Origin of the sequence: Oscillatoria sp. CS-180 (genome assembly GCF_028330965.1) — a bacterium.
Classification (GTDB): Bacteria; Cyanobacteriota; Cyanobacteriia; order Phormidesmidales; family Phormidesmidaceae; genus Halomicronema.
On sequence record NZ_JAQMUB010000088.1, the window covers coordinates 102,719 to 115,983 of the forward strand.

Consider the following 13,265-nt stretch of genomic DNA (forward strand, 5'->3'; position numbering starts at 1 on the left):
AAAGAATCCCAAATAGTTACAGAAAAAACACGATACCTGTTGCTAATGTAGGAAGCTTTAAATTTCTATTACAAGTGTTAAGAGAAGGTCTTTAAAGAACGAATCTTCCGGTTGACCCGATGAGATGGATGCTTTCGGGATGGCGAGCCAATTAACGCTACCAACTACCCGATCCACCACCGCCAGAAGAACGCCCACCGCCACCACCACTAGACCAACTGCCTGACGCGCCGCCTCCTGAAGAACGTCCCCCGCCGCCATGATTAGAAGAGCTGCTGGAGCTAGATCGTTCTTTCTGAGGAATGATTCTGATATGGGTTCGCTCGTACTTACAGAAGCTACAGTCCTCAGTCACCTGGGCTGAACCGCTGTGGGTATAAGTCGCGGCAACGATGGTGTCAGTCTGAACAGAGAGCGTTTTGTGGCGACAACTGGGGCATTTCCGATATCGAGACTGATAATTGGTGTAGTTAAGCGTGGTGTGGTAACCACAACTGGAACAGAGCCAGACATCGTAATCAACTGATTTCAGCGTTTCTTCTCGTCTCTGTCCGCTAGTCAGATATTGATCGTCAGCAATTTCGGTAAGCCGTTCCATATCAGTCTGACAGTCGGGGCACTGTCGTTGACGAAAGCGCTGCCAACGACGATAAATCATAAAGCCAGGTATTAAAGAAACTATGCCCCCGCCTACACCGGCAATGGCAAGACCTTCATCGTTAACAGTCAAGCCACCGGAATCATCTGGAACTGCGGTCTGGGGCTGGCTTAGAGTGGATGATTCAGGTTGACCGTGAGCTGAGGGTGGAGAGGGCGATGCGGGCACAGCCGATGGCGTGTCGGGATTGAAACGGCTAATAACGGCATCTACGCCCGCCAAAGTCCCTCGATTAATCTGTCCATTTCGGAAGTGGGGGAGCATTTGCTGGTCAATGATACTTTGAGCGATCGCGTCATCACTTGCCTCATACCCGCTACCCAGTTCAATGCGAACCTTGCGATCGCCGGGTGCCACCAGGATGAGAATGCCATCATTGCGAGTTGCGTCACCCATTCCCCACGTGTTGAACAGATTAGTCGCAAAGGATTCGATAGTTTGATCGCCAGTCGAATAATCCTGAATGGAATTGACCGTCAGTAGCACGGCATGGATATCGGTTTGAGATCGAAATTGTTCCAGCGTATTGCGTGCAGTGTTGACTTCATCCGCTGTCAGCACGTTGCCATAATCGTTGACATAAGCATCCTGAAAAGCAGGATAGGGGCTTTGTGCCTCCACAGCCACTAAGCCAGAGGGCAAAAACAGCATGGCGGTGACGGCAAAGCTCATGAGCCAGTATCGATAGCGCCGGAGCCAAACACTCAAGCTTGCCGAAGCGGCTACATCGCCCTGTTGCATTGTTCAGGATCTCCTGAAAAGACAGCTTTTAAGAGGTGTAGAAGACAACCCATGACCAACCAGGAAAAAGCATGATCGCCCACTTCAGATATCTCTCCATGTTTGCTAATTTTCAACAGAACCGAATCGAAATTTCGGGCTGAAAAAGCTCAAACGACGTCCCAATATCATTCATGCATAGTTTAGATATTCCCAAAAATGCATAGGATTTCTACATAACTGCTAATAGAAATCCGAGATATCACTGTTTTAGGTATTGTCTGCTTACCTTCAGAACGAGGAATACGAGGAGAAATTTTGGGCACAGGCCAACAATTTCCGTTATTGATAAAATCGTGCAGCAGTCGCGCAGAAATCGTAGAACAGGAGTTGATTTGGGATGCAGTGGTGGTGTTTTAGGGCGGTCTTGTCTTAGTCTTTGTCCCTCAACTTGCAGAATCCTCGTGGATTTTTCCTAGCCAATGCTAAAAGCTGTCATGGTCGTCGCTAGTTCCGTTAGGACAAGACGGCGAGCCATCTGGCCTATGCTAAGCACCCGGATGCTATTGGGAATGCACAAACCTAGATGGCTATAGCTATGAATGCAAAGTTACCAATCTGCCCGATACAACAGTTGTGGCTGGTGACTTGGGCACCCTCATGGATGCAGTTCTCATCAAAAGTCACCGGCCAAGCGACGTAGAGGAAATTCATTGCTTAAACAAGGGTTGCGATCGCCTCTGTCAAGCGGGTCAACGCCTCCTGCACGTCTTCAGCTGTAACCACTAGGGGAGGGACGAAACGTACGACGTTGGGACCTGCGGGTACCACCAGCAAGCCTGCTGCCATTGCTGCCTTGACAAGGTCAATCGATTTCACAGGAGCCTCAGAAGACAGCACCAATCCGTTAATCAATCCCCAGCCTCGGACACCCGAAAACAGCGTGGGGTATTGTTTCACAATGCTGGTCAGACCGGACCGAAGTTCTTCACCACGAGACTGCACATTGTTCAACAGATTCTCTCGCATCAGCGTTTGGCACACGGCGATCGCGACCCCGCAGACAAACGGATTGCCGCCAAAGGTACTGGCATGATCTCCTGGCTCAAAAACATCGCAGTGAGATTGGCACAGCAGCGCTCCAATGGGAATACCGCCGCCCAATCCCTTGGCCAATGTGAAAATGTCGGGTTCAATACCCAGATTCTCATAACCCCAAAGTTTGCCCGTGCGTCCGACTCCAACCTGCACTTCATCCAAGATCAGCAGAATGCCAGTTTCGTCGCAGAGTTGACGAACTTGCTGGAAGTAGTCGCGATCGCCCGGATTCACACCCCCTTCACCCTGCAATGGCTCTAGCAGGATGGCCGCAACTTGAGACTCGTCGGCATCCAGATGAGCGATCGCCTCCTTCAGCGCAGCTATATCGTTGTACGGCACATAGTGAAAACCAGGCACTAGAGGATTGAAGTTTTTCTGATACTTGGGCTGTCCTGTCGCGGTAATCGTTGCTAGGGTGCGACCATGAAAGCTTGCGTTAGCCGTCACGATGATTGGATTCTCAATGCCGCGATTTACATGGGCATACTTTCGCGCTAGCTTGATGGCTCCTTCGTTGGCCTCTGCCCCGGAGTTACAGAAAAATGCTTTATCCGCGCAGGAGTGTTGAGTGAGCCACTGGGCTAATTCACCCTGTTCAGGAATGTAGTAGAGATTAGAAACATGGTGCAGCTTTTGGATCTGTTGGGTTACCGCTTCGATCATGACAGGATGCCCATGTCCCAACGTACAGGTCGCGATGCCAGCCACGAAATCCAAATATTCGCGTCCTTCGGTGTCCCAAACTCGGCATCCTCGTCCGCGCTCTAGAGCAATCGGAAAGCGTCCATAGGTCTTCATAACGGCACCGTCAAAGGTAACGGCGTCAAAGGTCTTTTCGGTGGTTTTGGGGGACGCGATCGCTTTTATAGAGTTACGGACTAAGGTTGCGAAGCTCACAAAGCATTCCTCAATGACGGGCAAAAAAGCAAAACAGCTACCAGTCATTACCCGTAGCTGCATAAAAGATAGTCTCTACATTAGCTTCTTTTGAAAGGATCTGCATGGCTGCACTCGTTCCACGAACGCAGCTAGGGACTGTCGTCTCGTGTCGTTTTCCCATGGCAGTAGGATAGTGCTGGAAAGCAGCCAATCGGTTTGTCAGTTCAAAGTATCTATTTGGTGAAACAAAGTATCTATTTGGTGAAACTTGGAATGTGAAATGTCAATCTTTCAACAGTTCAAACAGCTTGTCATGCAGCAGTCTAGAGCAAGTAAGCTGACACATTTTTATTCGCTATGCAAAACAGATAGTTCTGTCCTAGATGTTGGCGTTTCATGCAGTTTAGAAGATGAAACCGAAAATCTATTTCTCAAAGAATTCAGACTGCCTTCTAGCCAATACACAGGACTCGCCGTGCAGCCAATGGATGACCTTAGGTCGCGCTATCCAGACAAGCGATTTGTTGAATATCCAGGGGGAGTCTTTCCCTTTACAGACAAGTCGTTTGACTGGGTATTTTCGAACGCAGTCATAGAACACGTTGGCAATAGAGAAGCTCAGCTTCTGTTCATCAATGAAATGCTGCGAGTCGGCAAGAATGTCTTTTTCACGACGCCCAATAAGGGATTTCCGGTCGAGAGTCATACGAATGTTCTATTCAAACACTGGCATGACGATGACTTCTACGAATGGTGTCGTGAAAATCAGCCTCATTGGAATAGAGACACATTGCTTTTATTTGGGATGCAAGATTTGAAGGCCATTATGAAATCCTCAGCAGCGCAGCAGTATTCTATTCGAGCCAATCGACTCTTAGGATTGCCCATGACCTTGACCGTTGTCTGTACAGCGAACATGCAGTGAGCAGTTTCACATCCTAGATCGAGTCACGACTACTGACATCTTGCATTCAGCACAATAGCCTGCATTTGTCTCCTCCATTCCTCAGGATTGGGAGACTTTGCCCTCAATTCTCTAAATGTGGAGGGCAGGGGGCCAAATCAGTCAGCATAAACTCAACTGCAAGCTTCAAGATCAAGGGTCTTCGCAAGATAACCTTCCTGTTCTGGGTTACGTTGTTTGAAGTCTATATGAGCAAACATTCCGGTAGCAGACAGAGAGTCAGCCTGAGGCTATGATTTGGGCAAATTGTGGGAGAGTGATAACTAATTTGACAGTAAGTCCTATCAAAAACGATTGTTTTTAGAGTGCGATCGCCTATCTATTCATTAGTCCAACTAATAACATGCCTCCCTTCACGCCCTTGCGATGTCAATTAGGTTAAACCAACCCTTTTTGGGAAATTGATGTCTCATCTTTGGATGCCTGAAACCCCTGACTTGGCAGTTTAATCTTACTTACGACTCAAGCTTTATTGTTTATGAGTTCAGCAATGACCTCCCTATCCAATCTGACAGACCGCCTCAATGAGTATTACCACCAGGTAAAACAGTTGATTTTGGTTCGTCAGCATCCTGTCAGTGGGCTATTGCCAGCCAGCACCGCCGTCACAATCCACGGCGACTATACCGATGCCTGGGTCCGCGACAACGTTTACAGCATTCTGGCGGTCTGGGGATTAGCACTGGCCTATCGCAAAATTGACGAAAATCAAGGTCGTACGTACGAGCTCCAGCAAAGCGTGGTCAAGCTCATGCGAGGTCTCCTGTTTGCCATGATGCAGCAGGCTGAGAAAGTCGAACAATTCAAAGAATCTCAAGATCCCCTCGAAGCGCTGCATGCCAAGTACGACACTGCCACAGGCAGTACGGTTGTCAAAGACGACGAGTGGGGCCATTTACAGATCGATGCAACTTCAGTGTTTTTGCTGATATTGGCGCAGATGACCGCATCCGGCCTGCAAATCATCTTCACGCTAGATGAGGTTAGTTTTGTTCAAAATCTGGTCTACTACGTTGGGCGAGCCTATCGCACGCCTGACTATGGGATCTGGGAGCGCGGTAATAAACTTAACCACGGTAAGCCTGAGCTGAACGCCAGTTCTGTCGGGATGGCAAAAGCAGCTTTAGAGGCGATGGATGGATTGAACCTCTTTGGTGTGCAGGGTGGACAGGCTTCTGTCATTCACGTACTGCCGGATGAAATTTCCCGAGCACGCATTACGCTAGAATCCTTGCTGCCAAGGGAATCAGGTTCTAAGGAAGTGGATGCCGCTGTTCTAAGCATCATTGGTTACCCAGCCTTTGCAATCGAAGATGCAGATTTAGCATCGCGGACACAGCAAAAAATTGTTGACAAGCTCCAAGGGCGTTACGGCTGCAAACGGTTTTTGCGAGATGGCCACCAGGCCATCATTGAAGACACCACTCGTCTGCATTATGAGCCTGAGGAGCTGCAACAGTTTGAGCACATTGAATGTGAGTGGCCTCTATTTTTTGCCTACTTATACCTGGATGGTTTGTTCCGTCAAGATGCTAAGGCTGTCCGGTTCTATCGTCAGCGATTAGAGGCGATCGCGGTTTCCAGAAACGGCTTCAATCTTCTGCCCGAACTGTATTACGTACCGAAGGAGGCGATCGCGGATGAGCGCGATCGGCCCGGCAGCCAAAACCGTTTGCCGAACGAAAACGTACCTCTGGTCTGGGCACAAAGCTTATTCATGCTAGGTCAGATGCTAGAAGACAATCTGATTACTCCAGGTGACGTTGATCCTTTAGGCCGACATCTACGGGTAGGACGCCGACGCCCCCCTATCGTTCAAATCGCCCTTCTGGCTGAAAACGAAGACTTGCAGCAAGAACTTGCAACCTACGGCATTGAAACCCAAATTGTTGACCAAGTGGCTCCTGTCAAAGTGTATCCCTCCGGTGAGTTGTCAGCAGTTTACGCTCAAATTGGTCTGAACAATAAATTAGGACTCAGCGGACGACCTATTCGGCGTTTGCGAAGTCTTTCAACGGCTCGGGTTTTCAACATCAAGGGCGAAACGGTCGTATTTTTGCCATCTTTCTTGGATCCGCAAAAATTCTATATCACACTGGACTATCACTTTCTCGTCACACAAATTCGTAGTGAGCTGGCGTATGTCTACTACCACTGGAATGCGCCAGGTCGTCCAACAATTACCCTGCTTCTTACTCATGAAATGTTTGAGCTAGGGCGTCGTCCCATTTATGAATCTCCTTTGCTGGGCCTCATTCAAGAGCTCAAATCAGGTGAGTGCAGCAGTATTCCAGTTGTTGTCAGACCGTTGTATCAACTGCTACTCACAGCTGGGACAGAACGCATCGATGATGTTGGGATCTACTCTTTTCAACCCCAACAGCTGCGATACATGCCACGGGTCTCTGCTTATCTGCCCATGGTGCCAGAACACACAAAGCCGCTAGACGTCTGGCAGTTATTCAATATTGAACAGCAAACGAGTTCTACTGAATTAGTTCATCAACTTCAATCTTCCAGCAATCTCTACGAACAGGTAGAGCTTTTGGCACGACTCTGTGCCTTAGAAGGACCTACCTTCAATACTGGCATTGGGCAGCCTGATTGCAGCATGACTGTGGCAGCTTTACTCGAAGAAGTTTATGCAACTGCCAGCCTACAAGAGCACTGGCTCATCGTACGCTGGGCAGCAGGGCTGCTGCGCAAAATTGATGTCAATCTCTCAGATGCTGTCACGGAGCTGCTAGTCCGACAAAAATATGTCACTGTCGGAAAATCATTCAGTGACGGATCGTTGATCCGTGATCCAATGCCGCACTCGGAGGTCATGGAAAAGATTGTGGAGTACTGCGGCGAGGATGAACGTGACCTCGCCCTGACTCAGGAAATTCTGATCTATCTCAGCGTTTTGATCAAAGCTGAACCTGAATTATTTGAAGGACTTCTAACGCTGCGAGTCGGCTATTTGATTCTCTTACTAACTAGCGAAATGGCACGAGAATATAAAGTTCCTCGTGATGAAGCCTACGATCGCCTCAATGCGCTCAGTCCCTATGAAGTCAAGATGCGCTTACGCACCGTATTGGCGAGCTACAGCGGCCTCAACAAAACCCTATTTCAGCAAGAGTCTTTACACGTCAAGGCAACAGCGCCGATTACTTGGGGGGTGGTACCGGCTCAAATCGAGACGGAATCCGCAGCGGCTGATTGGTGGCGCAAGCGACAAATCGATGGGGAACTGACTCGCCTGCCTGAGGAATTCTATCTGCAAGTTTGGGAACTTCTGCATCACTGTGAAGGTGTCATCATTGGAGACAAGCTAGACCGTCGGAATCGGATTGATAGCGAATCGGTAATCTCAGAGATGACGCCCGGGGAAGCTAATTTTGCTCGCCGAATTGATCATCTGCTGACTAAAATTCACGCTCCGGAGTATCGCCATTTGACCGTTGAAGCTCTAAGAGAACTGGCGGCGATCTTTAAAGGCAACCCCAACTTGCTATTTGCCGATTACATTGCTTTGGATGTCTTGGTTGGTCATGCCGTTCGCTTGGCTTGGGTAGAAGAATGTCCCGAACGGGCAGGACGCTATCAGGCTCAAAAAGCAGCCGCCTGGACATCGTTTTATAAGCGATCGCCCAAACAGTGTGCTCTCTACATTGCTAAAGCCTTGCAATTCCTGGTAGAGCTAGCCGAAGCCGAAGCCCACGCTGAAACCGCACAGACTCAGGAAGTCGCATAACAACGATAAAGAGATAGAAGGATAAAAGGATATTTCTACTCAAAAGTCTGGATGGAATTCTATGAATTGACTGAAGCTTCGAGACTGATAAGACTAGGCACATTGCGTCTGTATCAATACCTGCAAACTGCACCTTGAAAACTGGCTACGCTATCTGCATTCAAGCGCGTTAGTTCTTTGCTGTTGGCAGCTAGCAGCATGAACACTGGAGCGATCGCGCAGATGGGCTAACCAGTTTTTCAAAAACGATGGACAAAACAACTCAATCCTCTCTCGATGGTCATGTTCTTGACAATGGAGCACAGAGTGAGACTGCCGCAGCTGTTGAAGAGGCTAATCACGAATTGATATATGGGCTTGAAGATAAGCCGCCTATACAGGAAGCAATTTTCGCGGCGATCCAACATGTCTTAGCCTGTTTTGTGGGCATCATCACACCTTCTCTCATTGTGTCGGGTGCTTTGGGACTGGAACCTGCCGATGCAGCCTACGTCGTGAGCATGTCCCTATTCGTATCGGGCATTGCGACCTTCATTCAAGCGCGGCGCATTGGTCCCGTTGGGTCAGGGCTTTTGAGTATTCAGGGGACTAGTTTCGCCTTTATTGGCCCCATCTTAGGAGCAGGCACAGGCGCGATCGCGGCGGGCAGCTCACCCACAGAAGCTTTGGGACTCATTTTTGGACTTTGCTTTTTTGGGGCTTTTATTGAAATCTTTTGCAGTCGTTTCCTACATCTTGCAGGCAAGATCATCACGCCATTAGTCACCGGCATTGTGGTCACACTGATTGGGCTGACGCTCATCAATGTTGGCATTACCAGCATTGGTGGTGGCTTTCCAGCTCGTGAAGCAGGCACCTTCGGCAGCCTTGCCAATCTGGGCGTTGGGGTGTTGGTGATGCTGGTTATTCTGACGCTCAACAGCACCAGCAGTTCGTTACTGCGAATGTCCTCTATCGTGATTGGCCTGATTGTCGGATACTTGGTCGCTTGGCCGTTGGGAATGGTCTCCTTTGGGAACTTGAGTGGCTTGTCGCCTTTCGCGCTGCCGATTCCGTTTCGCTATGGCTTCAGCTTTAGCTTTGCGGCGTTTATTCCTTTCGCCTTTCTCTATCTGATTACTGCGATCGAATCCATTGGTGACTTAACGGCAACGTCCTTGCTGACAGGACAACCGATTACTGGAGCACCTTACATGAAGCGTATTAAGGGAGGTGTTTTAGGAGACGGTATTAACTCACTCATTGCAGCTTGTTTCAATACGTTTCCCAACACCACCTTCAGCCAAAACAACGGTGTGATTCAGCTAACGGGCATTGGCAGCCGCTACGTTGGTTACTTCATCGCGGGCATTTTTGTCCTCATGGGCCTGTTCCCAATTGTGGGCGGTGTATTTCAAGCAATGCCACAACCTGTATTAGGTGGCGCAACGCTGATTATGTTTGGGACGGTAGCAGCAGCGGGCATTAAGATTCTGTCCTGCGTCAATTTCACAAAGCGGGCCTCCCTAATCACCGCCATCTCCTTGGGAATTGGTCTTGGTGTGACGTATGCACCAGATATTCTGGACAATTTACCCACCCTTGCTAAGAATGTGTTTTCGTCTGGGATTTCAGCTGGAGGCATTACCGCATTAGTATTAAATATGGTGTTGCCAGGTCCTCGTGAATAGCAGAGGCTCCTGCATCAGAAACGAGGACAAACAGCAGCTATGTCTGGAAAATTGACGACTCATGTATTGGATACGGCCAATGGCTGCCCGGCTGCTGGCATGACAATTACTCTGTGGTCAGTTGACTGTGAGGCTGGGACTAGAGCACTTTTGAAAACAGTCACAACGAACGCTGACGGTCGCACCGATGAGCCTCTGCTAACCGACAAAGTCTTAGAAACAGGCGTCTACGAATTGGTTTTTGAAGTGGGTCATTACTTCCAAAATAAAGATCCGTCGCTGCCTCAACCGTTATTTCTAGATACAGTGCCATTGCGCTTTGGCATTGCAGACGCTGGCACCCACTACCATGTGCCCCTGCTGACTTCACCCTGGTCTTATAGCACCTACCGAGGTAGCTGATGCCGCTTGGCAATTTTGATGTTTGACTGCGGATTTAAGCTAGTCTCGGCATCCATGACGTTAAGCAAGAGAAACGGTATCCGTATGGCGAACTATTCTCTGAAGGCGCTGAACCAAATGGATCAGGATACCTTTACTGCTGTTCTGGGAGAAATTTTTGAGCATACGCCCGCGATCGCTCACCAAACCTGGACTAAACGGCCTTTCTCATCAGTTGCGGATTTACACCAGGCCATGGTTGCCGTCATGTACGCACTGCCTCATCAGCAACAGCTCAATCTCATTCGTGCCCATCCTGATCTGGGTTCACGCGCCAAGATGACTCAGTCATCCGTGCAAGAGCAATCAGGTGCTGGCCTTGATCAGCTGTCTGCAGAAGACTATCAAACTTTTCAATCCCTTAATCAAACCTATCAAGAAACCTTTCAATTCCCCTTCATCATTGCCGTCAAAGAACACACCCAAGACTCCATCTTGCAAGCCTTTCAACAGCGCCTTACCCATGATGCAGCTATGGAGAAGCAGACTGCTCTGGCAGAAATCGCAAAAATCGCCCAATTTAGACTGTATCAGTTAACTGATGACGAAAACCCGCCGTTTGTCCAATCGTAGCCGGTCTATTTAGCTGTAACTTTACTGTCTCGAACCATGGGCACATCATGGATCGGACAATTAGGAGGCGTCTCTTCAACGTCACGCCGATACCAAACCTGATGACAGTTGGCAACAGGACAACGATAGCGGGGACTAGCAATTGCTTTGGCTTTACCGGGTAAGGGCTGATAGGTTCTGATAATTGGCAGGATTTGCTCTGAAGGTTTGCCCTCTAAATAGAGTTTGAGCCATTCCTGAGTCGTTTCTGCGGTGGACATGAGACGCTGAATCTCAGTGCTTTGTAAGGCTGGATCTAGTTCTGTACTGAAGATTAGATCCAGTCGCTGACTCATATCTTTAGCGTCTACAGCGGTTAGCAACTCTGACAGATAGGGACGAATTTCTTTTGCTGCTAGCAACACACTTGCTTGAGAAATCATGGTGTATCGGGGTTCAAAAGGACCGGGCGACCTAGACAGTTTCCGAACAGTCAAAACTGTATTACTAGCTACCCTAGCAACTCTTGGCCCACTCTGTTTCTTCTGGCAAGGCACTTTAACGGGACGCAAGCAGCCTAGAAATATTAAAACGACCGGGTTTCGCGCTAACTCGCACAACCCATAGAAATTGCTGCGGAATTCTATTGGGATATCTGAACTACGCTCTTATACAGAAAAAGCGAAGAGCAGAGGCTCCTCGCTAAGCGATTGAACTGAACGAGGTGCGATCGCAACCTAGTACAGATCTTCCTCTTTATGAGTCTCGATAGTGCAATCAGATGTGGGGTAAGCGACGCAAGTCAGAACGAAGCCAGCTTCAATCTGATCATCATCTAAGAAAGACTGGTCAGACTGATCAACACCACCGGAAGTGATTTTACCAGCACAGGTGGAACAAGCACCTGCACGGCAGGAGTAGGGAAGGTCGATGCCTTGCTCTTCAGCCGCATCGAGAATGTACTCATCATCAGCGACTTCGATAGTGGTATTTAGGCCTTCGCTTTCGCTAACCAAAGTTACTTTGTAAGATGCCATACTGCAATCCTCTCAACAAAAATGGGAACCGTTTTTAGCTAACTACTAATAAACTTCGTGCACTCAATCAGAACACGATTAATGTAGTCCGCCTCCATTTCCGATACTACGGGAAAACCAGTATTGTGTGGGGAAAGATCCCTCTATCGAATGAATGGGATTCGTAATCAGAAATTCAACTTTTCACTTTTCACCTTATCAATAATTCAGCCAAAGAGAGCTAAAACCCTTTATCCATAAAAACTTTTGAGGTTTCGCAGGGTTGCTTTTTGAAAATACTCAACAACCAAAGAAGTCTATATAATTTATCAGAAATCTTTCTATATATAACTTAAGCTTATATGTAGAAAGCAAAAGTCTATCATGTCAGCAAGACGACCTTCTAAAGGGACTATAAGACAGCATTGTTTTCTTAATAGAAGCAATTGTCATAAACTTTAGAATTCAAGAATTCGTCAAAAAAAGACTTTATCTAGGAAAGAAATTATTGTGGCGACAGGATTTGATCAAGACCAAAAGCAACCTCTCGGCATAGGACTGATTGGCACCGGCTTTGTTGCCAAACTACGGGCTGATGCGTTCACCAACGACTCAAGATCACAGGTCGTAGCCGTAACGGGGCATAGCCCTGAAAAAGTGCAGACTTTTGCTCAAGCTCATGCCATTGAGACGGTCAGCCCTAACGAGCAGGCTTTAGTTCAACGCTCGGATGTAGATCTCGTCGTCGTTTGTCATGTCAATCGCGATCACGGAGCGGCTGTTCGGAAAGCGCTTGAAGCCGGTAAATCAGTCGTGGTCGAGTATCCACTATCGCTGTCGCCCAAAGAGGCTGGTGAGCTCATCGAACTAGCCCAGCAGAAGCAGGTATTGTTGCACGTTGAGCATATTGAACTGCTCGGGGGCTTACATCAGGCCATGGTGGAACATTTACCAAAAGTCGGCACTCCTCATTATGTGCGCTACTGCACTGCAGTGCCTCAAAATCCAGTGCCAGAAAAGTGGACCTATCACACTGAACTCTTCGGTTTTCCTTTATCAGGAGCACTCTCTCGTATTCATCGTCTGACTAACTTGTTTGGTGCTGTGCGCTGGGTAGCCTCGCAAATTCAATACGACAACGCTGCTGTTCCTCCCCAAAACCGTTACTTCAAGCAGTGTCGCTGTGTAGCGCAACTTAGGTTTCAGAGCGGCTTGATGGCCGAGGTGCTCTATGCCAAAGGCGAGCAGACATGGCGATCGCAGCGCTGGATGGACGTGGAAGGCGATCACGGAGCGCTAGTATTCGAGGGCAACCAAGGTAAGCTGATTTCTGCTGACGGAGAAACAGCAATCGAAGTAGGTTCTCGTCGGGGACTCTTTGCCAAGGATACCGCCTACGTTTTAGATGCTTTATGGGAAGGTCGTCCTTTATATGTGACACCCAACGAAAGCCTTTATGCTTTGCAGGTAGCGGCGGCGGCAGCCGAATCAGCAGCCACAGGGCGTATTGTTGAGCTTTAGA

At 48.5% G+C, this 13,265-nt stretch carries 10 protein-coding genes; 6 read left to right on the forward strand and 4 right to left on the reverse strand.

The window, feature by feature from the left end; genetic code table 11:
* Positions 1–157: 157 nt before the first annotated feature.
* Entirely contained in the window at positions 158–1,399 is a 1,242-nt protein-coding gene (locus PN498_RS22545) for a TPM domain-containing protein (protein ID WP_272065664.1), read from the reverse strand.
* 696 nt (positions 1,400–2,095) lie between these two features.
* The gene (locus tag PN498_RS22550; protein ID WP_272065814.1) at positions 2,096–3,376 is read right to left on the reverse strand and encodes an aspartate aminotransferase family protein; all 1,281 of its coding nucleotides are present in this window, start codon (positions 3,374–3,376) and stop codon (positions 2,096–2,098) included.
* A 262-nt stretch (positions 3,377–3,638) separates the two neighbouring features.
* On the opposite strand from PN498_RS22550, the gene PN498_RS22555 reads away from it, so the two are divergent.
* The 5 genes from PN498_RS22555 to uraD all read left to right on the forward strand — a co-directional run bounded on the left by PN498_RS22555 (position 3,639) and on the right by uraD (position 10,748).
* Complete coding sequence (locus tag PN498_RS22555; RefSeq protein WP_272065665.1) at positions 3,639–4,283, forward strand: methyltransferase domain-containing protein; 645 nt, start codon at positions 3,639–3,641, stop codon at positions 4,281–4,283.
* Positions 4,284–4,812: 529 nt separating this feature from the next.
* On the forward strand, positions 4,813–8,064 hold the full coding sequence (locus PN498_RS22560) for a glycoside hydrolase family 15 protein (protein WP_272065666.1): 3,252 nt from the start codon (positions 4,813–4,815) through the stop codon (positions 8,062–8,064).
* Positions 8,065–8,312: 248 nt separating this feature from the next.
* Entirely contained in the window at positions 8,313–9,734 is a 1,422-nt protein-coding gene (locus PN498_RS22565) for a uracil-xanthine permease family protein (protein WP_272065667.1), read from the forward strand.
* 39 nt (positions 9,735–9,773) lie between these two features.
* Positions 9,774–10,136: a hydroxyisourate hydrolase gene (uraH, locus tag PN498_RS22570; RefSeq protein ID WP_272065668.1), complete on the forward strand. Its 363-nt coding sequence runs from the start codon at positions 9,774–9,776 to the stop codon at positions 10,134–10,136.
* An 84-nt stretch (positions 10,137–10,220) separates the two neighbouring features.
* A complete protein-coding gene (gene uraD, locus PN498_RS22575) occupies positions 10,221–10,748 on the forward strand; it encodes a 2-oxo-4-hydroxy-4-carboxy-5-ureidoimidazoline decarboxylase (RefSeq protein ID WP_272065669.1) in 528 nt (175 codons plus the stop codon).
* A gap of 5 nt (positions 10,749–10,753) precedes the next feature.
* On the opposite strand, the gene PN498_RS22580 is transcribed toward uraD, so the two are convergent.
* Both PN498_RS22580 and PN498_RS22585 read right to left on the reverse strand, forming a co-directional pair.
* Positions 10,754–11,170, reverse strand: coding sequence for a hypothetical protein (locus tag PN498_RS22580; protein ID WP_272065670.1), 417 nt, complete (start codon positions 11,168–11,170; stop codon positions 10,754–10,756).
* Positions 11,171–11,464: 294 nt separating this feature from the next.
* Positions 11,465–11,764, reverse strand: coding sequence for a ferredoxin (locus tag PN498_RS22585; RefSeq protein ID WP_272065671.1), 300 nt, complete (start codon positions 11,762–11,764; stop codon positions 11,465–11,467).
* 489 nt (positions 11,765–12,253) lie between these two features.
* On the opposite strand from PN498_RS22585, the gene PN498_RS22590 reads away from it, so the two are divergent.
* A complete protein-coding gene (locus PN498_RS22590; protein WP_272065672.1) occupies positions 12,254–13,264 on the forward strand; it encodes a Gfo/Idh/MocA family protein in 1,011 nt (336 codons plus the stop codon).
* The last annotated feature ends 1 nt before the right edge of the window (position 13,265 follow it).

Bases quoted from the DNA above. Each gene is read 5' to 3' on its own strand.
- PN498_RS22545 (WP_272065664.1), bottom strand. From the start codon at position 1,399: ATGCAACAGGGCGATGTAGCCGCTTCGGCAAGCTTGAGTGTTTGGCTC.
- PN498_RS22555 (WP_272065665.1), top strand. From the start codon at position 3,639: ATGTCAATCTTTCAACAGTTCAAACAGCTTGTCATGCAGCAGTCTAGA.
- PN498_RS22560 (WP_272065666.1), top strand. From the start codon at position 4,813: ATGACCTCCCTATCCAATCTGACAGACCGCCTCAATGAGTATTACCAC.
- PN498_RS22565 (WP_272065667.1), top strand. From the start codon at position 8,313: ATGGACAAAACAACTCAATCCTCTCTCGATGGTCATGTTCTTGACAAT.
- uraH (WP_272065668.1), top strand. From the start codon at position 9,774: ATGTCTGGAAAATTGACGACTCATGTATTGGATACGGCCAATGGCTGC.
- uraD (WP_272065669.1), top strand. From the start codon at position 10,221: ATGGCGAACTATTCTCTGAAGGCGCTGAACCAAATGGATCAGGATACC.
- PN498_RS22580 (WP_272065670.1), bottom strand. From the start codon at position 11,170: ATGATTTCTCAAGCAAGTGTGTTGCTAGCAGCAAAAGAAATTCGTCCC.
- PN498_RS22585 (WP_272065671.1), bottom strand. From the start codon at position 11,764: ATGGCATCTTACAAAGTAACTTTGGTTAGCGAAAGCGAAGGCCTAAAT.